The 22,011-nt window shown below is 49.0% G+C and carries 22 protein-coding genes and 1 riboswitch; of the genes, 1 reads left to right on the top strand and 21 read right to left on the bottom strand.

The genetic code is table 11. The features are described 5' to 3' along the window. Position 1: 1 nt before the first annotated feature. The 17 genes from sufD to K6T22_RS13045 form a co-directional block, all read right to left on the bottom strand. The gene (gene sufD / locus K6T22_RS12965) at positions 2-1,279 is read right to left on the bottom strand and encodes a Fe-S cluster assembly protein SufD (RefSeq protein WP_023469157.1); all 1,278 of its coding nucleotides are present in this window, start codon (positions 1,277-1,279) and stop codon (positions 2-4) included. 18 nt (positions 1,280-1,297) lie between these two features. Further along, positions 1,298-2,083 carry a Fe-S cluster assembly ATPase SufC gene (gene sufC / locus K6T22_RS12970; RefSeq protein WP_023469158.1) on the bottom strand — a complete coding sequence of 262 codons (786 nt, stop codon included), beginning with the start codon at positions 2,081-2,083 and terminating at the stop codon, positions 1,298-1,300. A 133-nt stretch (positions 2,084-2,216) separates the two neighbouring features. Next, positions 2,217-3,467 (bottom strand): MDR family MFS transporter, encoded by a 1,251-nt coding sequence (locus K6T22_RS12975; RefSeq protein WP_238237691.1) that lies wholly within the window; start codon positions 3,465-3,467, stop codon positions 2,217-2,219. 79 nt (positions 3,468-3,546) lie between these two features. Further along, positions 3,547-4,380: a MetQ/NlpA family ABC transporter substrate-binding protein gene (locus K6T22_RS12980; RefSeq protein WP_238237692.1), complete on the bottom strand. Its 834-nt coding sequence runs from the start codon at positions 4,378-4,380 to the stop codon at positions 3,547-3,549. A gap of 32 nt (positions 4,381-4,412) precedes the next feature. Beyond that, positions 4,413-5,078 carry a methionine ABC transporter permease gene (locus K6T22_RS12985; RefSeq protein ID WP_238237693.1) on the bottom strand — a complete coding sequence of 222 codons (666 nt, stop codon included), beginning with the start codon at positions 5,076-5,078 and terminating at the stop codon, positions 4,413-4,415. Continuing rightward, positions 5,075-6,097, bottom strand: a complete 1,023-nt coding sequence (locus tag K6T22_RS12990) for a methionine ABC transporter ATP-binding protein (RefSeq protein WP_238237694.1) — start codon at positions 6,095-6,097, stop codon at positions 5,075-5,077. The genes K6T22_RS12985 and K6T22_RS12990 overlap by 4 nt, the downstream gene beginning before the upstream one ends. Positions 6,098-6,174: 77 nt before the next feature. Beyond that, a riboswitch (SAM riboswitch) is annotated at positions 6,175-6,279 on the bottom strand. A 57-nt stretch (positions 6,280-6,336) separates the two neighbouring features. After that, a complete protein-coding gene (locus tag K6T22_RS12995) occupies positions 6,337-7,503 on the bottom strand; it encodes a bifunctional cystathionine gamma-lyase/homocysteine desulfhydrase (protein ID WP_238237695.1) in 1,167 nt (388 codons plus the stop codon). Then, positions 7,496-8,419 (bottom strand): PLP-dependent cysteine synthase family protein, encoded by a 924-nt coding sequence (locus K6T22_RS13000; RefSeq protein ID WP_238240117.1) that lies wholly within the window; start codon positions 8,417-8,419, stop codon positions 7,496-7,498. Before K6T22_RS13000 ends, K6T22_RS12995 begins: the two co-directional genes overlap by 8 nt. Continuing rightward, positions 8,416-8,880, bottom strand: coding sequence for an S-ribosylhomocysteine lyase (locus K6T22_RS13005; RefSeq protein ID WP_029342435.1), 465 nt, complete (start codon positions 8,878-8,880; stop codon positions 8,416-8,418). The genes K6T22_RS13000 and K6T22_RS13005 overlap by 4 nt, the downstream gene beginning before the upstream one ends. Positions 8,881-8,883: 3 nt before the next feature. Continuing rightward, positions 8,884-9,522 (bottom strand): class I SAM-dependent methyltransferase, encoded by a 639-nt coding sequence (locus K6T22_RS13010; RefSeq protein WP_238237696.1) that lies wholly within the window; start codon positions 9,520-9,522, stop codon positions 8,884-8,886. A gap of 539 nt (positions 9,523-10,061) precedes the next feature. Beyond that, the gene (locus K6T22_RS13015; RefSeq protein WP_238237697.1) at positions 10,062-10,343 is read right to left on the bottom strand and encodes a thioredoxin family protein; all 282 of its coding nucleotides are present in this window, start codon (positions 10,341-10,343) and stop codon (positions 10,062-10,064) included. A 98-nt stretch (positions 10,344-10,441) separates the two neighbouring features. Next, positions 10,442-10,825: a glycine cleavage system protein GcvH gene (gene gcvH, locus K6T22_RS13020; protein WP_029342437.1), complete on the bottom strand. Its 384-nt coding sequence runs from the start codon at positions 10,823-10,825 to the stop codon at positions 10,442-10,444. A gap of 64 nt (positions 10,826-10,889) precedes the next feature. Beyond that, entirely contained in the window at positions 10,890-11,252 is a 363-nt protein-coding gene (locus K6T22_RS13025; RefSeq protein WP_238237698.1) for an arsenate reductase family protein, read from the bottom strand. A gap of 34 nt (positions 11,253-11,286) precedes the next feature. Beyond that, a complete protein-coding gene (locus K6T22_RS13030) occupies positions 11,287-11,739 on the bottom strand; it encodes a DinB family protein (RefSeq protein ID WP_238237699.1) in 453 nt (150 codons plus the stop codon). Positions 11,740-11,814: 75 nt separating this feature from the next. Continuing rightward, positions 11,815-13,599: an acyl-CoA dehydrogenase FadE gene (locus tag K6T22_RS13035; protein WP_023469171.1), complete on the bottom strand. Its 1,785-nt coding sequence runs from the start codon at positions 13,597-13,599 to the stop codon at positions 11,815-11,817. Further along, on the bottom strand, positions 13,596-14,786 hold the full coding sequence (locus K6T22_RS13040) for an acetyl-CoA C-acetyltransferase (protein WP_238237700.1): 1,191 nt from the start codon (positions 14,784-14,786) through the stop codon (positions 13,596-13,598). The genes K6T22_RS13035 and K6T22_RS13040 overlap by 4 nt, the downstream gene beginning before the upstream one ends. Positions 14,787-14,803: 17 nt before the next feature. Beyond that, the gene (locus K6T22_RS13045) at positions 14,804-17,221 is read right to left on the bottom strand and encodes a 3-hydroxyacyl-CoA dehydrogenase/enoyl-CoA hydratase family protein (RefSeq protein ID WP_238237701.1); all 2,418 of its coding nucleotides are present in this window, start codon (positions 17,219-17,221) and stop codon (positions 14,804-14,806) included. 183 nt (positions 17,222-17,404) lie between these two features. Between K6T22_RS13045 and K6T22_RS13050 the strand changes: the two genes are divergently transcribed. Then, entirely contained in the window at positions 17,405-18,052 is a 648-nt protein-coding gene (locus K6T22_RS13050; protein WP_238237702.1) for a class I SAM-dependent methyltransferase, read from the top strand. Positions 18,053-18,744: 692 nt separating this feature from the next. Here K6T22_RS13050 and K6T22_RS13055 read toward each other — a convergent pair. The 4 genes from K6T22_RS13055 to trhA all read right to left on the bottom strand — a co-directional run bounded on the left by K6T22_RS13055 (position 18,745) and on the right by trhA (position 21,954). Continuing rightward, positions 18,745-19,563: a DUF2785 domain-containing protein gene (locus K6T22_RS13055; protein WP_238237704.1), complete on the bottom strand. Its 819-nt coding sequence runs from the start codon at positions 19,561-19,563 to the stop codon at positions 18,745-18,747. Positions 19,564-19,621: 58 nt separating this feature from the next. After that, the gene (locus tag K6T22_RS13060; protein WP_035405952.1) at positions 19,622-20,539 is read right to left on the bottom strand and encodes a proline dehydrogenase family protein; all 918 of its coding nucleotides are present in this window, start codon (positions 20,537-20,539) and stop codon (positions 19,622-19,624) included. Positions 20,540-20,623: 84 nt separating this feature from the next. Next, on the bottom strand, positions 20,624-21,298 hold the full coding sequence (locus K6T22_RS13065; protein ID WP_238237705.1) for a TVP38/TMEM64 family protein: 675 nt from the start codon (positions 21,296-21,298) through the stop codon (positions 20,624-20,626). After that, positions 21,295-21,954, bottom strand: a complete 660-nt coding sequence (gene trhA / locus K6T22_RS13070) for a PAQR family membrane homeostasis protein TrhA (RefSeq protein WP_056063369.1) — start codon at positions 21,952-21,954, stop codon at positions 21,295-21,297. The genes K6T22_RS13065 and trhA overlap by 4 nt, the downstream gene beginning before the upstream one ends. Positions 21,955-22,011: the final 57 nt, after the last annotated feature.

Genomic DNA, 22,011 nt, shown 5'->3' on the forward strand with positions numbered 1-22,011 from the left:
ATTAGTTTACTTTCCCTTCGATGACTTGAACGAGACGTTCTTTCACCGAGTCAATCGCAAGTTCCGAGACGACTGGCTGGAGGAAACCGTGAACGACGAGGCGTTCTGCTTCCTTCCGTGAAAGGCCACGGCTCATCAAGTAGTAGAGTTGTAATTCATCGACACGACCGACAGATGCCGCGTGTCCTGCCATGACGTCATCCTCATCGATCAAGAGGATCGGATTCGCATCACCACGTGCCTTTTCAGACAACATGAGGACACGTTCCGTTTGAACGCCGTTTGATTTTGAAGCGCCGTGATGGATCATCGACGTTCCGTTGAAGATCGATGTTGCTGCGTCTTTTTGGACACCGTGGATCAAGATGAAACCTTCTGATCCTTTACCGAAGTGGTCCGTACGGACGTTGAAGTTTTGTTTTTGCTCTCCACGACCGACCGTAACGGCTTTCGTATCTGAGAAAGAATCGTTTCCGACAAGGTGTGTTTTTGTTTCTGTGACCGTGTGACCGTCATTCATGTGGCCGAGTGCCCATTCGAGCTTCGCGCCTTGTTTGACGACACCACGACGGTTCATATACGTGATGGCACCCTTAGATAGTGTATCAACACCACCAAAGAGGACTTTTGCGTTATCTTCGACGAATACTTCTGTGACGACGTTGACGTTATGTGCTTCGTCACCGTAAGAGACGAAGTTCTCGATATACGTCAATTCGCTGTCAGCATCTGCGACGATGATTGCGTGGTGGTAAAGGGCTGCGCCTGATTGCTCAAGCGTGTAGATCGCTTGCATCGGTACAGAAAGCTTGACGCCTTTTGGTACATAAAGGAACGTACCACCGTTACGAAGTGCTGCGTTTAATGCCGCAAGACGATCTTCGTTGACTTGAACACCTTCCGTCATGAAGTACTTCTCGACGAGTTCCGGGTGTTGTTTTAATGCGTCTTCGAGCGTCGTGAAGATGACGCCGTTCGCCGCTTCACTGTTTTGCGCGTGGACGAGTTGTCCGTTACGCGTGACGAGCATGTGATCACGGTTTTCACCGATCAATGCTTCGATATCTGAAGAAAGACCAGTGACGGTTTCAAGTTCCGTCGTACCTTCTGTGAAGTTCCAGCCTTCAATCTTGATTTTTTCTACTTTTGGCAATGCGAGCGTTGGGGCAAGATCAAGCGCGTCTTGACGCTTTGCGACCATCCAAGATGGTTCCCCTAAGCGAGTCGCACGTTCTGCCACTGCCTCGCGATTTACTGCAAGATTCAGTTCTACAGTCATCATGCTTCCTCCCTCGTCTTACGCTTTTGTTTCGATTTCGACGTCTTCGATGCCGAGTTCTTTTTTAACCCAGTCATAACCTTCTGCTTCGAGACGGTGTGCGAGTTCTTTACCACCAGACATGACGATTTTTCCGCCCATCATGATGTGGATGAAGTCTGGCTCGATATAGTTCAAGAGACGTTGGTAGTGCGTGATGATCAAGCAGCCGAATTCAGGTGAACGCATTTCGTTGACACCTTTTGCAACGACTTTAAGTGCATCGATATCAAGACCTGAATCGATTTCATCAAGAATTGCAATCGCTGGTTTGAGCATCATCATTTGAAGAATTTCGTTACGTTTCTTTTCTCCACCAGAGAAACCTTCGTTGAGGTAACGGTGTGCCATTTCTGAAGGCATCTCGAGAAGACCCATTTGTGAATCAAGCTCACGGATGAACTTCATGAGTGAGATTTCATCGCCTTCTTCACGACGCGAGTTGATCGCTGAACGAAGGAAGTCTGAGTTTGTAACACCACTAATTTCGCTCGGGTACTGCATTGCGAGGAACATACCCGCTTGTGCGCGCTCATCGACTTCCATGTCGAGGACGTCTTCGCCGTCGAGTGTGACCGAACCAGATGTTACTTCGTACGATGGATGACCCATCAATGCTGATGCGAGTGTTGATTTACCTGTCCCGTTTGGTCCCATGACCGCGTGGATTTCCCCGCCTTTGATTTCCAAGTTGACGCCTTTCAAGATTTCCTTGCCGTCGATCGCGACGTGTAGATCTTCAATCTTCAAGTGTGAAGCCTTCATGTTAGAATCCCTCCATCTATTCATTTCGTGACTGACGATTCAGAACACGAGCGTTACTAATTTAGTATCATTCTAATCTTAAAGAAACATGGCGTATTATTCAAGCGTCATCGCTCGTTGTTTTTTCTCAAAATCATGCGTTTTGTTGAGAATCATTCGAAAGTGTGACCGGTTCTTCTAGTTCCTTGATCGTCGAAGCCCGATGAATCCGTTGTGACAGTAAGAGCAGTGGTATTCCGAATAATGTCAAGCCCGCTAATATCCCGAAAATCGGTAATGGACGGTCCGCTCCATATAAACTTAATAAATGACCACCGGCAATCGGACCAATCGATTGACCAATCGATGTTAACCCCATCGCTCCGAAATAACTGCCTCGTAGTTCTGGCTTCGCAAAGCGATCGGTCAAGATGTCAGTCATCGTGAACATCATGACTTCGCCACATGTGAAGATGACCATCGCGACGACCATCAACCAAATCGAACTCGCATTACCGATGATGAACAAACCGACAGCGACGGTCGCAATCCCGGTCGTGATCGAGACGAGTGGTGACGTCTTAACACCAAACTTCATGATCGGATACTGCACGATCAAAACGGTGATTGCATTGATCGTAATCAAAATTGCATAAAGCGTCTTCCCGCCTTCAAGCAGTGACGTCTCCGTTAAGAACTGTGGCAAGGTCGAGTTGAACTGACTGTAACCGAAGACACCGAAGATGATACCGGCGAGTGCGAGCGTAAAGGCGATATCCGTCCGCAACAGACGAATCGTTGCACCGAACGAGACCTTTTTTCCACCGTGTGTTTCAGTAATCGGATGGCGTTTGAACAAGATACCGATCATCACCCCGTACGCGATATAGACGAACGCCGTGATGTAAAACGTCGCTGACGTGTTCCCCGCACTCAGCAGTAAGGCGATTCCCGGACCGATCGCTGCAGCGATATTGATCATCGCATAACGGATGTTGAAGACGAACAACCGGTTAGCTTCATCCGTCGTATCACTGATCAAGGCACGAGCGGATGGTTCGAAGATCGAGCGACAGACCCCGTTCAAGGCACTGAGCGTAAAGAATGCCCAAAACGTCTCGACTTGGGCGAGTGCGATGAAGACGATCGCAAACCCAATCGTTCCGGCGAGCATCATCGCCCGGCGACCGTAGCGGTCCGACAATGTACCGCCGATGAAGCTCATGACGAGACTGGCGATCGCTGAGATACTGAGGACCCAGCCGACATCGACCGGATCAAACTTCAATACGGTCGTCATGTAGATGGCGAAGAACGGCATCGTGATGAACGTTCCAAGACGCGAGAAAAACGTCCCGAACAAGACCCCGAGTGTCAACGGATGCAGTTGACGAATGCGTTGCATGTGATTCCCCCTAACCCCTGTTTCAGACAAATGAAAAGCATCCTTCCATTATATAGGAAGGATGCCGGCTTCGGTGAATTTATTTGCTGACTGGAACGACCGCACCTTTGTACTTGTCGAGAATCCAATCTTGGTTTTTCTTTTCGTGTAGCACGTCAAGAAGTGCTGTGACACGCTTGTCTTTTTCATCGCCATCACGTGTAACGATGATGTTGACGTACGGTGAAGACTCATCTTCTGATGCGATTGCGTCTTTCAATGGGTTCAGACCGTTATCGATCGCATAGTTCGTGTTGATGAGGACTGCGTCGCCTTCATTGTTTTTGTAAGCTTGTGGAAGAAGTGATGCTTCGATGTTCGTCTTGAACTTGAGTTTCTTCGGGTTCTCCGCGATGTCACCAAGTTGCGCGTCTGTCGTTTTACCATCTTTAAGTTTGATCAACCCTTCGTTTTGAAGGAACGTCAAGACACGACCGCGTTCCGCAACGTTTGAGCTCGTTAAGATCGTTGCACCGTTTGGTAACTTATCGAGTGACTTGTATTTCTTCGAATAGATACCGAGTGGTTCAACGTGGACGCCACCTGCGTTCGCGAACTTATACGATTTGTTTTCTTTCTCTTGTTGCTCAAGGTACGGTACGTGCTGGAAGTAGTTCGCATCGATTTCTTTCGCTGCGAGCGCTTTGTTCGGAAGTACGTAATCTTGGAACTTTTGGATTTCGAGCTTATAGCCTTTTGCTTCATACTCTTTTTTAACGTGCTCAAGAATCTCAGCGTGCGGTACATTCGATGCACCAACGACGAGTGTCTTATCGTCGCTACCTGATCCTGATGATTCTTCGCCACATGCAGCAAGGCTGATTGCTAAAACGGATACAGCGGCAGTACCTACGAATTTTTTCCAAACTTTCATGAATGATTCCTCCAATATGAATAAAATTTGAATTAACGTTTATCGATCGCTCGGATCAGCAAGTCACCAATGATTTGGATGACGAAGACGATTGCTAAGATTAAGAGTGTCGCAATGACGATGACATCGTTTTGAGAACGCTGGAATCCTTCGATGAAGGCCATGTCCCCAAGTCCACCTCCGCCGACTACTCCGGCCATTGCCGTATAACCGACAAGTGAAACGAGTGTGACTGTGATTCCCGAAACGATCGCAGGCAATGCTTCCGGGATTAAGACTTTATAGATGATCTGGAACTTCGTCGCGCCCATCGATTCAGCTGCCTCGATGACACCTTTATCGACTTCGCGTAACGCAAGTTCAACCATCCGACCGTAAAACGGTGCGGCACCGAAAATCAGTGCGGGTAGTGCTGCCGTTGGTCCGAGGAACGAACCGACGATTGCCGTCGTGAACGGAATCAATAAGATCAGTAAGATGATGAACGGAATCGAACGGAAGACGTTGACGACTAAGCTCAAGATCGAATAGAACGCTCGGTTCTTGAATAACAACTCTTCGTTTGTCGCAAATAATAGTAAACCAATGATTAAACCAAGAACGAATGTCGAAACACCAGCGATTGCCGTCATATAGACGGTGCTGCCTGTTGCTTCCCACACCATGTCCCAATCTAGGTTGTCAAAGAATGAAATCATCGGTGATCCACCTCCACTTCAACATCACTGGCTTGAAGCTTCGTGATGACCGCTTGTGTTGCGTCTGTTTCCCCGATCAACTGAATGAACAGTGTACCGAGTGCCCCTTCCTGTGACTGACCGACGTTTCCGCCGATGATATTGAACAGGACTGGTGAATCCTTCATGACTTCCGCAAGGATCGGGCTTTCCGCTGTCGATCCGACGAACGTCAACTGAACGATTTTACCGGTTGGGTACCGTTCGCGGAGTTTTGCGAACGTCAACTCGTTTTCTGATGGTGACGTCAATTGTTTGACGAATTCCTTCGTCATCGCTTGCTTCGGATGACGGAAGACTTCTGCGACCGGTCCTTGCTCGACGATTTTACCGGCTTCCATAACGGCGACCCGATGACAGATTTTTTGAATGACGTGCATCTCGTGTGTGATCAAGACGATCGTCAATTTCAGTTTTTCGTTGATGTCGACGAGTAACTCAAGGATCGAGTCCGTCGTTTTTGGATCGAGTGCACTCGTTGCCTCGTCACATAAGAGAACGTCCGGATTCGATGCCAGTGCCCGAGCGATACCGACACGTTGCTTTTGACCACCGGATAACTGAGACGGGTAAGCCCCTTCTCGTCCGTCAAGCCCAACGAGTTTGATCAACTCAGCGACTCGTTCCTTACGGCGAGCCTTCGGGAAACCACCGAGTTCGAGTGGGAACATGATGTTTTCTTCAACAGTCCGTGACCAGAGTAAGTTGAAGTGCTGGAAAACCATCGAGACATTCTTGCGGACGCCTCGTAATTCTTTAGGTTTCAGCGATGTCATTTCGACACCATCGATTTGGATTGAACCACTCGTTGGTGCTTCAAGCATATTCAGCAACCGGATCAAGGTTGATTTCCCTGCACCGGAATAACCGATTATTCCAAAAATTTCACCGCGCTCGATTGTCAGATCGACATTCGCGACGGCTTCGACCGCTCCGCGCTTTGAGCGATAAATCTTTCCTACGTCTTGTAAACGAATCACAACTGTCCCTCCTAAATAAAAAAAGTGCGCGCGTTTTAGAGCAAACGCGCGCACTTTTCAGTACACAAAACCATTTGCTCTCATCTCCCAGACTTTTGTCTGCTGGAATTAGCACCACTTCGGATTAGATCCGCGGTTGCCGGGTTTCATCGGGCCAGTCCCTCCACCACTCTCGATAAGAGTTTCGGTATTAAGTTTGTAGAATATATTCTGAATATTAGCAGGGGTTATTTTTGTTGTCAAACAGTTTTTTCAGAAACTTTTTCGAGGAACGTGAAAGCACGTGTTAAGTCTTCTTTCAAATCTTCCGCATCCTCAAGTCCAACTGAAATCCGAACGAGACCGTCTGTGATCCCGAGCTCTGCCCGACGTTCTGCTGGAATTGACGCGTGCGTCATCCGTGCCGGAACGGAAATCAGACTCTCGACGGCGCCAAGACTCTCAGCAAGTGTGAAGAAGTGTGTTGCCTCGACGAGTTTTTCTGCGTTCGCTGCTGAACCGACATCAAAGCTGATCATTCCACCGAATCCAGTCGCTTGTTTTGCTTGAATGTCATGTCCAGGATGCGATGCAAGTCCTGGGTAGAAGATGTTCGAGACGATGTCTTGTGCTTGTAAGAACGAAACGAGATCATGTGCTGTTTCTTCGATCGCATCCATCCGGATACCGAGTGTCCGAAGACCACGGACGAGCAAGAAGCTATCTTGCGGTCCAAGCACGCCGCCTGTCGAGTTTTGGATGAAGTGCAGTTCTTCGCCGAGCGCATCATCTTTGACGACGACAAGTCCAGCGACGACGTCCGAGTGTCCGCCGATGTATTTTGTTGCACTGTGCAAGACAATATCTGCACCGAGTGCGAGTGGTTGTTGATGGTATGGTGTTGCGAACGTATTGTCGACGACGAGTTTGAGATCGTGACGTTTTGCAATCGTTGCGATTGCCTCGATGTCTGTTACTTTCAACAATGGATTCGTCGGTGTTTCGACGTAGACGATCTTCGTGTTGTCTTGAATCGCTGCTTCCGTTGCCGCAAGATCCGTCGTATCCACGAATGTCACTTGGATGTTGAATTTCGGTAAGACGCGTTGCATTAAGCGGAACGTTCCACCGTAGACGTCATCTGTCATGACGATGTGGTCACCAGACTCAAGCAAATGGAAGACGGCATGGATCGCTGCCATTCCAGAACCGAATGCAAAACCACGTGCGCCGCCTTCAAGATCTGCAATCAAACGTTCGATGCTCGTCCGTGTTGGGTTCGCTGTCCGCGAGTATTCGTATCCGTCTTTGAGTTGACCGATTTTATCTTGCTTATATGTGCTTGTTTGATAGATCGGTGGTGTGACGGCACCTGTTGCCCGGTCGACACCTGTTCCTCCATGAATCAATGCTGTCTTCTTACGCATGAGTTTCGTCCACCTTTTCAAAGATTTGTTGGCTTAAGTAACGTTCGGCACTGTCTGCGAAGACCGTGACGATCGTACTGCCGGGGTGACGCTTCGCGATATCAAGCGCAGCAACGAGCGCTGCACCTGCTGAACTACCGACGAGTAGTCCTTCACGAGCGGCAAGTGTATGGACCGCGTCAAACGCATCGCGATCAGAGATCGTATGAATCTCGTCGACGAGCTCACGCGGCACGAGACTTGGCCATTTTGCTGTACCGATGCCTTCTGTCTTGTGCGGACCGGCTGGACCACCGTTTAAGACGGAGCCTTCCGGTTCAACGATTGCCGCTTTTGTACCGAGACGTTGTTTTAAGAAGTCCGCTGTTCCGGCAAACGTGCCACCTGAACCACAACCGGCAACGAACCAGTCGATGTGCGGTAAGTCCGCAATCAGCTCAGGACCGAGTGTCCGCTGATACGTGACTGGGTTCTCTTCGTTTTCGAATTGTAACGGAACGTAACTGTTCGGAATTTCTTGACCGAGTTCTTTTGCCCGGTCGATTGCCCCTTGCATATCAAGTTCAGTCGGCGTGTTGACGACGGTTGCGCCGAGTGCCCGCATCAACGTCTGCTTTTCCTGACTGAATTTTTCTGGAACGACACAAATGACTTGTAGATCGTATTTCTTAGCGGCGAGCGCCAAGCCGATGCCGGTATTCCCGGCTGTCGGCTCGATGATCGTACCGCCTGGTGTCACATGTCCGTTTTCGATTGCTGCATCAACGAGTTGAATGCCAAGGCGGTCTTTGACGCTGCCCCCAGGGTTCATCCATTCGAGCTTCGCCAAAATGTGCGTACCAGCAGGCAAATCGAATGAAGTGATCTCGTAGAGTGGTGTGTTTCCGACGAGGTCGCGGACGTTGTTCGCAATCATCCGAAGACGATGTCCCATTCATCACGACCGGCAAGCATTTTCTCGGCATAGTGCTTCGCTCCTTTGAGGTCATGTGCGCTTGCAAATCCACATTGGACTTCGTTTTGCGCTGGAATCTCTTCTGCTGCGAGGACGTCATTTAACGTCTTCTCAACGAGTTCGCTCATTTTTTCGACCGAGTCGAAGTTCATCATCGCCATGTAGAAACCTGTTTGGCATCCCATTGGCGAAACATCGATGACATCATCCGAGTAGTTGCGGATGTTTTCAGCAAGTAAGTGCTCGAGTGTGTGCATCGCACGCATCGGCATTTGCTCAACGTTTGGTTGTGTGAAACGGATGTCGTATTTTACGACTTGGTCCACTTTACCTTCTTTATATCCTGCGACGCGGATGTAAGGTGCTTTGACTTTCGTGTGATCCAGGTTAAAGCTTTCGACGTTCATTTTTTGAAGTGCCATGATTTATTCCCCCATTTTCTCGGCTTCTACGAGCCAGACGAAGTGATTGTATTGTATAAATTTAACAGTGAATCCCCGTGCTGTAAACAATTCTTCCATGACTGGAATCAACGGGTAAAACTCGCGTTCGAGATCTTCTGCTAACGCATCAAACCCTTGTGCGCGCGCTTCGCGGATTGTTTGCAGGCGTGCCTCTTCTGAGACGAACATCGTATCCGCGTAGACGATTTTTCCGTCTTTCGGTAAATGTGACGCCATCAGATCGATTGCTTCTCCCTTTTCCTCATCCGTTAGATGATGAAACGCATAAGTGGAGACGAAACTGCTTGCTTCCTTCGCTTCGAACGAGAGGAAGTGACCGTCCTGTACATCAAGCGATGGAATCTTTTCCGTCAAAATCGCCCGCATCTCCGGACTTGGTTCGACGGCAAGTACGGCGTCATGACGTGTCAGAAGACGTTGTGTCAGGTTCCCTGTGCCTGCTCCGAATTCAATGACCGGCGACTGCGCTTTATCCGCTACTGTATCCAAAATTTCATCGTATCGACGAAAGACTTCCTTATACTCCGGATCGTGCCCGGTTACTGTCTCGTCATACGTCGATGCCCATTCTGTGAAAACATCCATAAAACGTACTGTCATGCCTTGTCGTCCTCCATCTCACCAGTTAATTCCGAGTAATCGGATATGAATTAAAGTAATTTTCCTTATTCGCATTGTAGCAAGGAGATCCTATCCTGGCAAGCGACCGGCTCGAAAAAACTTCCAGAAAACAAAAAAAGGCGTTGCCGGCGAACCGACAACACGAATAATGTGGTTAGAAACGCTACGAAGGAAAACCCAGCTCCATTCGGAATTGTTCGCTCTTCCGCGTGGAGGACGGCGCCTGTTCGACATGATCGCCAGCTTACGTTCACTTCTTGATCGGTCCTTTCGATCCACCACCTATCTATTGCACCGCTTCGTCTTTGGGGGACGACTTAAGGGGAGACAATACACGGGCTTAGGATGGGAGAAAGGGTTCAAGACTTGAAGCGTATTGAACGATCACCTCTGCTAGACTTCCTATAATGCATTTCTAGAAGTTGTTATGAATATACCATTCATATTTCTGCGTTGTCAACGGATTATTGTAAATATTCCGACAATTTAACAAAAAGAAAAATCCAGTTGGACTTTTCTTAACGTTCTTGACAGAAAGCGAAGACGTTTTGGACGGACTGGAAGGCATAAAGTCGCTCTACGACTTGATTTTCCTCAATTCGTAATAAAGCGGGCACGCTCATGACACGGGCTTCTTCTAAGAAGTCCGGGATGAAATTCCCATTCGCCTTCTGAATCGATTGACCTGAATCCGTAGCTTCGACGATATCAAGCATGCGTTCTGCGATGGCGCATGTCCCGCACATCGGTGCATAGACATACAACAACCCGCTTTCCGGGACAGTCGTGACCTCTTGCATCGGGATCGCTCCTTTCTTCGTGGTATCTGTCGTCAGTATACAAAAAAAAGAGAGCGGACGAAACGCATGCGCCTCGTTCACTCTCTTTTCGTTAAGTATTACTCGTTGATCATCGATTTGTACGCTGCAGCGTCCATCAATGCTTCGACTTGTGAAGCATCTTCGATTTCGATGTCGACCATCCAAGCGCCTTCAAATGGTGACTCGTTGACGAGTTCTGGGGAATCCGAAAGGTTTTCATTGATGGCAACGACTTTACCAGAGATCGGTGCGTATAGTTCCGAAACCGTCTTGACCGACTCGACTGAACCGAATGGCTCGTTTGCTGAGATTGTATCCCCGACTTCAGGCAATTCGACGAAGACGATATCCCCGAGTTCGTGTTGCGCGAAATCCGTGATTCCGATGCGCGCTTTGTTTCCTGATACTTCGACCCATTCATGTTCTTCCGAATAGCGTAAGTTGTCTTTTACTTGACTCATTTCCGATTCCCCCTGTGGACTAATTTGGACTAACGTGTTCAGTATACCAAAATCGACTCTGAACTTAATACCATTTTCCTTGATACAATTCTTCTTTGAAGCCAATCGTGACGTCTTTCCCGTCGGTAACGATTGGACGTTTCAGCAACATGCCGTCACTTGCGAGCAACTTGTATTGCTCGTCTTCCGATAACGTAGGAAGTTTGTCCTTAATACCTTGCGAACGATACGATTGACCGCTCGTGTTGAAGAATTTCTTCAACGGCTCCCCACTTTTTTGATGGAGCTCCTGAATCGTTGCTGCAGACGGTGTCTCCTCGACGATATGTTTGTAATCGACTTCGACACCGTGCTGTTCGAGTGCTTTTTTTGCTTTGACGCACGTACTACATTTCGGATAGCCGTACATCGTGACTGTTGTTGTCATGTTCATCACCTCACTTCCAAGAGTAGCAGATGGATCACTTCTGCTTCAAGCGTGCGAGCGCCCCGTCGATCTGATCTTGATGATGGGCGTCATGGGCAACGAACGACTCGACGAATTCTAACGGTCGAAAATCATCATAGGTCGCTTCAAATTGCGCGTCAGACAGACGATCGAGGTGATCGACGATATCACGCCGGACACTAATCGCTTTCTTCAGTAAGGCAAGCGGATCGATATGATGCGCATACTCGACCGCCAGTCGATTGAACTGATCGAAATCCGTCTCGACAAGCGTCAGCGGTTCGTCCGGTAACTTCGAGATAGCATGATCATAATAAAAACGGTCCCATAAATAGAGGTGGCTGACACATTCAAGGACGGTCCACTTGTTAAGGGCAAGCGGCAGATTCCATTCTTCTGGCGACAAACGTTCAAGGGATTGATAGTAGGCAATCGCAAATTGCAGTTCAACCAATTCTTGGCGCATCTCGTTTTCCCTCCTCAACCAAAAACTTCGCCTTTACAGAGATTTTCCCTGCAAAGGCGAAGCGGTAAACCTGACTTAGACCGTATATTTGTTTGACTCGATGAGACGTTTTGCGATGTCGCGTTTTGTACCGATGACGTTGATCGGCTGGTAACGGCTGAATTTTTTGAGCGCTGAGAGCAACATCCGAAGTTCGTCGCCGCTTGCTGCCGCGTAAAGAGTCTCTTTCGCGTCACGCTCGACAGCTTCGAATGCTTGTTGCGCGAAGACTTCCGTATAACGGACTTTCAGTTCGCTCTTCTCGATGCCTTTATCGGCAATCGCTTTGTCCGTCCGGACGATCGCTGACTCAAGCGCATAGATTGCACTCATGATGTCGGCTGTATTCGCTAAGATCTCTTGCTCGCCTTGGAGTTTGTCCTGGTATTTCTGGACCGCTGTTCCGGCAGTCAACAAGAAGATTTTTTTCATCATCGCAAGTAAATGACGTTCGCGATCAAGTGGTGCTGTTCCGATTTCTGTCGGCATGAAGCTCATCACTTCTTGTTGCAGACGCTGTGCTTCCGCAAGCAATGGCAACTCGCCTTTCATCGCTTTCTTCAGCAATGTTCCTGGTACGAGGAGACGGTTGATTTCGTTCGTTCCTTCGAAGATCCGGTTGATCCGTGAATCGCGGTACATGTTCTCGACTTCATATTCTGCCATGAAGCCGTAACCACCGTGAATCTGAACTGCTTCGTCGATAACGTAATCAAATGTTTCCGAAGCAAAGACTTTGTTCATCGAGCATTCAATCGCATACTCAGCGATGGCATCGGCGATTTTCTTACCGTCTTTGCTCTCTTCTTCCGACAGCTGATCAAGGCTATCTTGGAACAGACCACCTGTCCGATAGACTGAACTTTCCATCGCATACGTCTGTGCTGCCATCGTCGCGAGTTTTTCTTGAATCAATGGGAACGAGCTGATTGGTGTTTTGAACTGCTTACGTTCGTTCGAGTACTGAACGGCGAGATCGATCGCCCGTTTTGACGAACCAACAGCACCAACAGCTAATTTATAACGACCGACGTTCAAGATGTTAAAGGCGATGACGTGGCCGCGTCCAATCTCACCAAGGACGTTATCGACTGGTACTTCTGCATCTTGTAAGATCAACGTCCGTGTCGATGACCCTTTGATTCCCATCTTCTGCTCCTCGACGCCTGTCGAGACGCCTGGATATGATCCTTCAACGAGGAAGGCTGTGAACTTGTCACCGTCGATTTTTGCGTAGACGACGAACAAGCTTGCGAAACCAGCGTTCGTGATCCATTGTTTTTCACCGTTTAGGATGTAGTGCGTTCCTGCTTCATTCAAGACAGCTGTCGTTTTAGCACCGAGGGCATCCGAACCAGAGCCTGGCTCTGTCAATGCGTACGAAGCGATCCACTCCCCTGAAGCGAGTTTCGGCAAATATTTATGCTTTTGCTCTTCGTTACCGAAGAAGACGATTGGCAACGAACCGATTCCGACGTGTGCGCCGTAGCTGAGGGCGAATGAACGACCACGCGCGAACTTCTCCGTGATGATCGAAGACGAAATCTTATCCATCTGATAGCCGCCGTATGCTTCCGGAACATCTGCACCGAGTAAACCAAGCTCGCCTGCTTCACGGAGTAGACCGACCGACAGTTCGAACTCGTGTTTTTCGATCCGGTCAAGGACAGGAACGACACGATCTTCGACGAACTTCGCTGTCATATCACCAACCATTTTGTGTTCTTCTGAGAAATCCTCTGGTGTGAAAAGACGTTCTGGTGCTAACTCATCTAATACAAAACTGCCACCTTTGATTAATTCGTTTGTCGTTTGGCTCATTGTCCTGTTCCTCCTTCAACTAGTTCGAATACACCTGCTGCGCCCATTCCGCCACCGATACACATCGAGACGACACCATACTGGACATTCCGGCGTTTCATTTCATGCAAGAGCGTTAATGTCAATTTCGTTCCTGTACAACCGAGTGGATGACCGAGGGCAATTGCTCCACCGTTGACGTTGACGATGTCTTCATTTAGTCCAAGCTCACGGATGACTCCGAGCGACTGCGAAGCGAACGCTTCGTTCAACTCGATTAAACCGACGTCCTCAAGCGTGATGCCTGCGAGTTCGAGCGCCTTCGGAATCGCGACAACCGGTCCGATACCCATGACTTCCGGACGGACACCACCGACAGCGAACGATTTGAACTTGCCGAGAATCGGTAAGCCTTGGCGTTCTGCCTCTTCCCGTTCCATGACGAGGACGGCAGCTGCGCCGTCTGACGTCTGCGAAGAGTTTCCTGCCGTGACGCTTCCGCCAAGGCGGAATGCTGGGCGAAGTTTCGCAAGACCTTCAGGAGACGAATCTGGACGAACGCCTTCATCGTGCTCGACGACGAATGTCTTCTCTTCGATTTTCAGTTCATCGTTGACGAATTGTTCCGTCACCGTCACTGGGACGATTTCTTCAGCAAACTTACCAGCTGCGATTGCGGCTGCTGCCTTTTGGTGACTCTTTAGTGCAAAGGCATCTTGATCTTCTCGTGAGACATTGTAGGTTGCAGCGACTTGCTCCGCTGTATGCCCCATGCTCATGTAGTACTCCGGTGCCGTATCGACGATCGACGGATTAGGTCGGACGACGTGACCCGGCATCGGGACTTGACTCATAGATTCGAGTCCACCGGCGACGACAGCGGTTGCTTGACCCGTCATGATTTTCATTGCCGCGTCAGCAATCGATTGTAAACCACTTGAGCAGTACCGGTTTATTGTGATTGCCGGTACCTCGTGTGATAATCCACCAAGGACTGAAGCGTACCGGGCGATGTTCATCCCTTGCTCTGCTTCCGGTAAGGCACATCCGAGGATGACGTCATCGACCGCTCCCGTGTAACCGGACCGTTTCAACGTTTCCTGGATGGCGATGCCTGCTAATTCATCCGAGCGCATTGACTTGAATGCGCCCTTTTTTGCTTTTCCGACCGGTGTTCGTGCACCGGCGACGATTACTGCTTCCTTCATCCGAATCCCCCCAGTCCTCAGTTACGAAGCGGCTTGCCTTTGACGAGCATGTGCTGCATCCGTTGTTGTGTTTTCATCTCACCGATCAGGCTCAAGAAGGCTTCCCGTTCGATGTCGAGCATATATTGTTCATCGACGTGGCTACCGAAGGCGACGTTCCCACCGGCGATGACGTGTGCGAGTTTACTTGCGATTTTCAAATCATGTTCTGAGATATAACCGCCGTAGAACATTTCGCGTGTTGCGAGTTCAAGCGTCGCTTTACCGGCGCGACCAACGACTGGAATTTTCGCTTTCGCTGGTGCCGTGTAGCCAATCCGGTCAAGTTCCAAGACAAGTTGTTTCGCATCATACGTCAAGTGATCGCGGTTCATTGAGATTTGATCAATGGAGCGAACATATCCGAGTTCCCGTGCTTCAAAGGCTGATTTTGAGACTTTTGCCATCGCGACGTTTTCAAATGTCTTTTGCGCTGCTTTCTCGATGTTGACGAGTCCGTCTGGTGTGTTTTCTAACAGTCGACGATACGTGTTGACGTTTCCGCCGCCTCCTGGAATCAGACCGACACCGACTTCGACGAGTCCCATGTACGTTTCAAGACCAGCTTGCAGACGAGCTGCCGGAAGCGAGATCTCCGTACCACCACCAAGCGTCATCCCTTGTGGTGCAGCGACGATTGGGCGCGATGCGTAACGAATCTTTTGAATCGATTGTTGGAATTTGTTGATGATCCAGTCGAGTTCGAACCAGTTCTCATCTTCTGCTTCCATCAGCATCATCGCTAAGTTCGCACCGACACAGAAGTTTTTGCCATCGTTTGCGATGACGAGACCACGGTGGTTTTTCTCAACTAAATCGACTGACTGTTCGATCATCTGCATGATGTCGACGCCAATCGCGTTGCTCTTCGATGTAAACTCGAGGACTGCGACATCGTCGCCGATATCAAGCAGGCGTGCTCCGTTATTCTCGAGTAAGACACCGTTTGACTTCCGAACATCACGGAGTCGGATTTCCTTCGGATTGACTGTCGCTCCGACGTAGTCTTTTGTTGCAACGTCATAATGACGACCCGATGCATCATAGAAACTCGTCTTTCCTGCTGCGAGCATCTCATCGACCCATGCCGGTACCGCGTATCCATCTTGTTTCATCTTCGCGACCGTTTTCTCGACGCCAAGTGCATCCCATGTCTCGAACGGTCCCATCTTCCAGCCGAAGCCCCATTTCATTGCTTCGTCGATCGCTTTGATGTCGTCTGCGATCTCGCCTGTCAGTTGTGCCGAATAGAGCAATGTTTTCGCGTGGATTGGCCAGAGTAACGCACCGACACGATCTTGTGCGAAGACGACGGCCTTCAGTTTGTTTTTTGCGCCCGGAAGTGCTTTTGCTTGTCCGATCGACGGTTCAGTAAGCGCTTTCTTTTCAACGTACTCGAATGTCTCAAGATCAAGTTCAAGGATCTGTTTTCCGACTTTCTTATAGAAGCCTTGACCGGTCTTCGCACCGAGCGACCCTTGTTCGACAAGGCGACGCATTTCAGCCGGAACCGCGAACGTCTCCTTCTCTTCGCCTTCTGGCAACAAGTCATAGACGTTGTTCGCGACATGAACGAACGTGTCGATGCCGACGACGTCGAGTGTTCGGAACGTCGCTGACCCTGGACGTCCGAGTAATGGACCGGTGACGGAATCGACCTCCCCGATCGAATAACCACCTTTTTTCATCTCGTCCATCGTCACGAGGAGACCGTATGTCCCGATTCGGTTACCGATGAAGTTCGGTGTGTCCTTCGCGATGACGACGCCTTTCCCGAGTCGTTCTTCTGCGAATTGTTTCATGAAGTCGACGACACTTGGATCCGTGTCTGACGTTGGAATCAACTCGAGTAACTTCAGATAACGTGGTGGGTTAAAGAAGTGTGTCCCGAGGAAACGACGGTTGAACGATTCCGAGCGCCCTTCGCGCATTGCTTCAATCGAAATGCCCGATGTGTTCGAGCTGACGATTGCGTCTTCCCGAATGAACGGTTCGATCGTTTCAAACAATTGCTGTTTGACATCGAGTCGTTCGACAACGACTTCAACGATCCAGTCTGCTTCTTTCAAACGCTCTAAGTCGTCTTCTAAGTTTCCGACCTCGATGAAGTCGATCAATTTCTTCGACGCCAGTGGTGCTGGGTTTTGTTTCAAGAGTTTTTCGCGGTTATCGCGCGCGATGCGGGAACGGACGCGCGGATCACTCAGCGTCAAGCCCTGCTTCTCTTCTTGTGCTGTAAGTTCTTTTGGTACGATATCAAGCATCAATGTCCGTATGCCAGCATTCGCAAGATGTGCCGCGATGCCTGCACCCATCACCCCTGAACCGATGATGACGGCGAATTGGATGTGTTTCGTCAACTGGATTGTGGTCGGCTGACCGATTTGACTCGCCATGATATACCCCCTGAGTTTAAATTGAATGAACAACCATTCATTATACTGACAAAAAAAGAAGCCAATCGGTTTTCGTTTGCTTCTTCTACATCTTCATCATAAATGAATAATGATTCAGTAGCAATAAAAAATCAGTCAATGGACAAATTTTCCTGTTAGACTGATATAAAGGGGTGGTTGAAAATGAGTCAAACTGAGCACGTATGGAATCAAAAAGCCGCTGACTGGGCGGAGCGCGCTGATGATATGTGGACGAATGGCAGCCGCAAAACCGTTTTACCGTTCTTACGAAAAATGATCACCGGTGGTCGGTTGCTTGATCTCGGTTGTGGCGATGGTGCCGCCTGTCGACTACTGACACCGGACTTTCAAACAGTCGGACTCGATGTCTCTGACGAGATGATTCGAATTGCACGTCAGAAATCACCCGAGCAGACGTTCATCGTCGGAACGGGCGAAGCATTACCATTCGGTGATTATGCGTTTGACGTCGTTCTTGCCGTCAACTCACTCGAATGGTCGACACGTCCCGTCCAAGTACTGCAAGAAATCGAACGCGTTGCCCCACTTGTCGTCATCAGTCTACTCGGTCCGACAGCCGCACCACGGCAACTCGCTTATCGTCGTCTGTATGGCGAGGAAGTCGCAATGGGGAATACGATGATGCCGTGGGAATTGCTACAGCTAGCGAAAGAACGGGGCTGGACGTTACTTGATGAAGCAGTCATCCAAAAAGAAGGCGCCGTCATGACAGGGCATCGCTTACTTGATCAAGCACATGCTTTCTCGTGTTTGTTTGCCTTTCAAACGACGACTGTGAGAGAGCGATAAATATGTCATATAGCTATTTTTTCACTTCCATATTGAACGTTGTCGGTATCTTCTTTTTATTCTACTTACAAAATCTCGGCATACTTGAAAGATGGCAGTTCTTCGTGGTCGCCATTGTTCTTTTCGTTGTACTGCAAGCTTTTGCAAGTCGCTTATTCCGTCGCTTTGAAGAAAAACGATTCCATCCACAGACGGCTGTTTTTCTGATTGTGCTACTGTTTGCTGGAATTATTTTCGTAGCGAATGCCTTGTATCCTTGATATAGATCGAGCCGTACTACAATGTTGCTAACCTCACTGTCTTCTCACCCGCTTTCCTCAGGCGAGACACAAGCCAGTCTTCCTCACCCTTCGGATGATGAATACGGGTCTTGTTTGTCTCTGACAGCGCGATAAAACACCGCGCTTTTTCCTGTAGGAGTCGGGTGAAGACATGTGAGGAGAATGCAATCATTTGTTATCCAAAGAACTCAAAAGCGATCGATTTCTGTCAATGGAATCGATCGCTTTTGAGTTTAGTTCATCTAGGACGGAACCAGTCATCTTCGACTCCTACAGGAAAAGGAAGCATGCTATATGCTTCCGTCAGGGAATGGGAAGACCCGGCAAATCGCATGGAATGCGAGATGCCGCGGCTTACTTCCCGCCTGAGGAAAGCGAAGACGTTGGGAACGTCCGGTATACTATGTATCTTCATCCTCCGTGCGTTCGCTGATGCACTTTTCTTAACCAGTCCTCTACACGTGTACTTCCCGTCATTTCTTCCCATTTCAGTCGGAAATAGAGTGTCTGTAGCATCTGTTTGACGTTACGATACGTCGTCCACTCCGCATCACCCCATGTCACGTCACTCTCAAGCCATTCCTTAATATTACGTTCGATTCGTTGCAATAGGAGGTCTTCCGACAGTCCATGACGACAAGCTTGCAACCATGCCGTCACCATCCGGTCTGCTTCTTCATCGATGTAGAGATAATCAGATCGCGTCAATTGACGAATCATCGCATCGATCGCTCCGATTTCCTCCTGCGGACGACTGGCTGGATGCGTAAACCAGACCGTATAAACATCGGCGATATACGCCATACTATGTGCCCATCCAGACCCGTCAATGAATCCGCGGACATCTCTTTCTTGCTCCAAATAGGTTTGTAAGTAAGTGGACAGCCGATCCAGCTGATCTTGCGTCAGGACGTGCCGGGTTTTATCCATCACTAACAGCTCAGCAAGTGCCAAAGCTGAAAACGATCGCGTCAGAACAGCGGTTGTATCCGACGTTCCCATCCGATACATCAATCCATGCCCGCTTAAAAGAAAATCGAAAATCCGATTGGCCTCTTCTATCGTAAATGACTCTAATGCGATGTAGGTCGCTAACTGCGGATAGACCAATCCATCCCGCAACTCAGGATCCGTCGAACCAATATGTAAAAGTAACTCATCGAGTAACGCAGGTGTTACGCTCACGTCTTGTTGAAGCAGTTCTTTTAGCTGTTGTTCCGTTCGAGCCATCTTGTTCTCTCCTTCCTGAATCAAAAAAGACGATGCAGCGCTGCATCGCCTTCTACACTTATCCTTTAACCATTCCTTTAAGAACGAAAGCAACGTTTGCCGGTCGTTCTGCTAAGCGGCGCATGAAGTAACCGTACCAGTCACGTCCGTAAGGAACGTAGACACGGACTTTATAGCCTTGTTTGACGAGTTCGAGTTGACGCTCGACCCGAATGCCGAATAACATCTGGAATTCGAACTGGTCTTTTTCGATTCCGTTTTCTTTAGCGTAACGGATGATTTGCTCGATCATCGCATCGTCATGCGTTGCGACCGCAGCATAGTTTCCGAGTGATAATTGTAATTTCACGAGCTTGATGTAGTTGTGGTCGACGTCTTCTTTTTCTGGGAACGCCACCGTTGCCGGCTCTTTGTATGCCCCTTTGACGATCCGGAGATTCGTCTCGAAACGTCCGACACGTTTGATATCATCTTCCGAACGGTACAGGTATGACTGGATGACTGTTCCGATGTTATCGAAAGATTGGCGCAATTCTTCAAACAATTGAATCGTCTTTTCACAACGTGGCTCATCTTCCATATCGATCGTGACAAAGACACCAAGTTCTTTCGCCCGTGTTAAGATCCGCTCCATGTTCGAGCGAATCAAGTCGTCCGAGATATCGAGTCCAAGTGATGTCAGTTTCAACGAGAGTTGCGAGTCTAATTTTTCTTCCGCAATCATCTCTACCGCACGAATACATTCTTGTGTCATCATCTCTGCTTCTGCTACCGTGGAGATGAACTCCCCTAAATGGTCCATCGTGACGCATAATCCTTTTGCGTTCAATTCCTGGATCGCCCGTTTTGATGCTTCCAATGAATCCCCTGCCACGAAGCGACTTGCTCCGAATTTAAGCCCGTATCGCTTGGCGAGACCGTTCAATGTCTTGTTTTGCGATAAGAAGATAAAACCATCCCGTAGTACTTTTTCCATCACTCATGATTCCCCCTAAATAAATGCTAGGCTGTTTTACCGTATCGGTTCACATCTCTGCACTCATATTATGCCATAAAGCGCTTACATACGCTCTTTATTTCGTTTATTTTTGAGAATCCGTTGGGCAACAAGTCCTACGGTAAAGAATAAGACATACAATCCAATCGCAACGAAAAATTGCCAAGAGAATGGATCACGAAGGCTTGAACCGATATTGTTGTAAACGAACGCACCGGGAATGATCCCGAGATAATTGGCGATGGCGAACTGTTTGAAGCGGATTTTCGAGAGACCTGACGCGTAACTGATCGCATCAAACGGAAACAATGGAATCAACCGGACGACTAAGACAACGAGAAAGCCGTTCGTTGCAATCCGTTCGTCAAGTCCCTGTATCTTCCCTTTCCCGATCAACTTTTCGACACCACGGCGACCGAGCAGCCGGGCGATCCAAAAGCTGAGCAAGCCACCAGTACCGGCACCAATGACGTCGAGTAATGTGCCGAGCCACGGACCATACGTATAGCCACCGAACAACGTTAGTAAACTAGCCGGGAAAAAGACGAGTGGTCGCACCGTGTACGCGAGCACATAAAGCAACATCCCGGTCAGACCTTGATCCCGTACCCAATCAGACAATGCTTGAATGTCGAATTGCTCCAGCATTCCAGACAGCCGGAAGTACAGGAGCAACCCAAGACCAAACATAAAATACAGCGTGAGCGGGAGCCAGTCCCGAAGCCGTAGTTTCTTCATGACATCGTCGCCGGAGCAACGTAATAGAAAATCGAGAGGAAGATCAAGACACTGCCGGCAAGGACGAACAGATGCCAAATCGCGTGGTTATACGGCAAGCGTGCCCAGACGTAGAAGATGACGCCGAGGGAATACGCGAGTCCACCACCGAGAAGGAGTAAGAATCCTTGTAACCCGAGTGCTTCATAGATCGGCTTAATCGCAAATAGACAGCACCAGCCGAGAATCAGATAAGACGCATTCGAGATCCAGACGTATTTACCTGTCGAATAGAGCTTCCAGATGATGCCGAGCGTTCCGACACCCCAGACGATGCCAAGCAACGTCCAGCCGAGCGGACCACGGAGCGTGATTAAGGCGAACGGTGTATAACTACCGGCAATCAAGAGATAGATACCAGCATGATCTAAAATTTGTAAGACCTTATTCGCTTTCGTGTGCATCAGTGAATGCATCAAGGTCGAGAACAGATAAAGGAGAATCATCGTTGCCCCGAAGATACTGACAGCAGTGACGTTCCAAGCGCTGCCGGATTTCGTCGCCTGCAAGATTAATAGGACAAGCGCGACGATACTGAAAATGACACCCAATCCGTGTGTAATGGCACTAGCGATCTCCTCTTTCAAGGAGTCACCTTTTGCGAGTAGCTCTTCGATCGTTTCTTTCGATTGTTGCTTGATCGTTTGCTTAAGTTCTTTTTTGGTAACCAACCG

The organism is Exiguobacterium acetylicum (assembly GCF_022170825.1).
Classification (GTDB): domain Bacteria; phylum Bacillota; class Bacilli; order Exiguobacteriales; family Exiguobacteriaceae; genus Exiguobacterium_A; species Exiguobacterium_A acetylicum_B.

Coding starts and splice junctions, on each gene's coding strand:
- K6T22_RS13035 (WP_023469171.1), bottom strand. CDS start 13,599: ATGAGCCAAACGACAAACGAATTAATCAAAGGTGGCAGTTTTGTATTA.
- K6T22_RS13025 (WP_238237698.1), bottom strand. CDS start 11,252: ATGACAACAACAGTCACGATGTACGGCTATCCGAAATGTAGTACGTGC.
- K6T22_RS13040 (WP_238237700.1), bottom strand. CDS start 14,786: ATGAAGGAAGCAGTAATCGTCGCCGGTGCACGAACACCGGTCGGAAAA.
- K6T22_RS13030 (WP_238237699.1), bottom strand. CDS start 11,739: ATGCGCCAAGAATTGGTTGAACTGCAATTTGCGATTGCCTACTATCAA.
- K6T22_RS12995 (WP_238237695.1), bottom strand. CDS start 7,503: ATGCGTAAGAAGACAGCATTGATTCATGGAGGAACAGGTGTCGACCGG.
- gcvH (WP_029342437.1), bottom strand. CDS start 10,825: ATGAGTCAAGTAAAAGACAACTTACGCTATTCGGAAGAACATGAATGG.
- K6T22_RS13015 (WP_238237697.1), bottom strand. CDS start 10,343: ATGCAAGAGGTCACGACTGTCCCGGAAAGCGGGTTGTTGTATGTCTAT.
- K6T22_RS13060 (WP_035405952.1), bottom strand. CDS start 20,539: ATGGAAAAAGTACTACGGGATGGTTTTATCTTCTTATCGCAAAACAAG.
- sufD (WP_023469157.1), bottom strand. CDS start 1,279: ATGACTGTAGAACTGAATCTTGCAGTAAATCGCGAGGCAGTGGCAGAA.
- K6T22_RS13000 (WP_238240117.1), bottom strand. CDS start 8,419: ATGATTGCGAACAACGTCCGCGACCTCGTCGGAAACACACCACTCTAC.
- K6T22_RS12980 (WP_238237692.1), bottom strand. CDS start 4,380: ATGAAAGTTTGGAAAAAATTCGTAGGTACTGCCGCTGTATCCGTTTTA.
- K6T22_RS13050 (WP_238237702.1), top strand. CDS start 17,405: ATGAGTCAAACTGAGCACGTATGGAATCAAAAAGCCGCTGACTGGGCG.
- K6T22_RS13005 (WP_029342435.1), bottom strand. CDS start 8,880: ATGGCACTTCAAAAAATGAACGTCGAAAGCTTTAACCTGGATCACACG.
- K6T22_RS13045 (WP_238237701.1), bottom strand. CDS start 17,221: ATGGCGAGTCAAATCGGTCAGCCGACCACAATCCAGTTGACGAAACAC.
- sufC (WP_023469158.1), bottom strand. CDS start 2,083: ATGAAGGCTTCACACTTGAAGATTGAAGATCTACACGTCGCGATCGAC.
- K6T22_RS13055 (WP_238237704.1), bottom strand. CDS start 19,563: ATGGCTCGAACGGAACAACAGCTAAAAGAACTGCTTCAACAAGACGTG.
- K6T22_RS12975 (WP_238237691.1), bottom strand. CDS start 3,467: ATGCAACGCATTCGTCAACTGCATCCGTTGACACTCGGGGTCTTGTTC.
- K6T22_RS13010 (WP_238237696.1), bottom strand. CDS start 9,522: ATGACAGTACGTTTTATGGATGTTTTCACAGAATGGGCATCGACGTAT.
- K6T22_RS12985 (WP_238237693.1), bottom strand. CDS start 5,078: ATGATTTCATTCTTTGACAACCTAGATTGGGACATGGTGTGGGAAGCA.
- K6T22_RS13065 (WP_238237705.1), bottom strand. CDS start 21,298: ATGAAGAAACTACGGCTTCGGGACTGGCTCCCGCTCACGCTGTATTTT.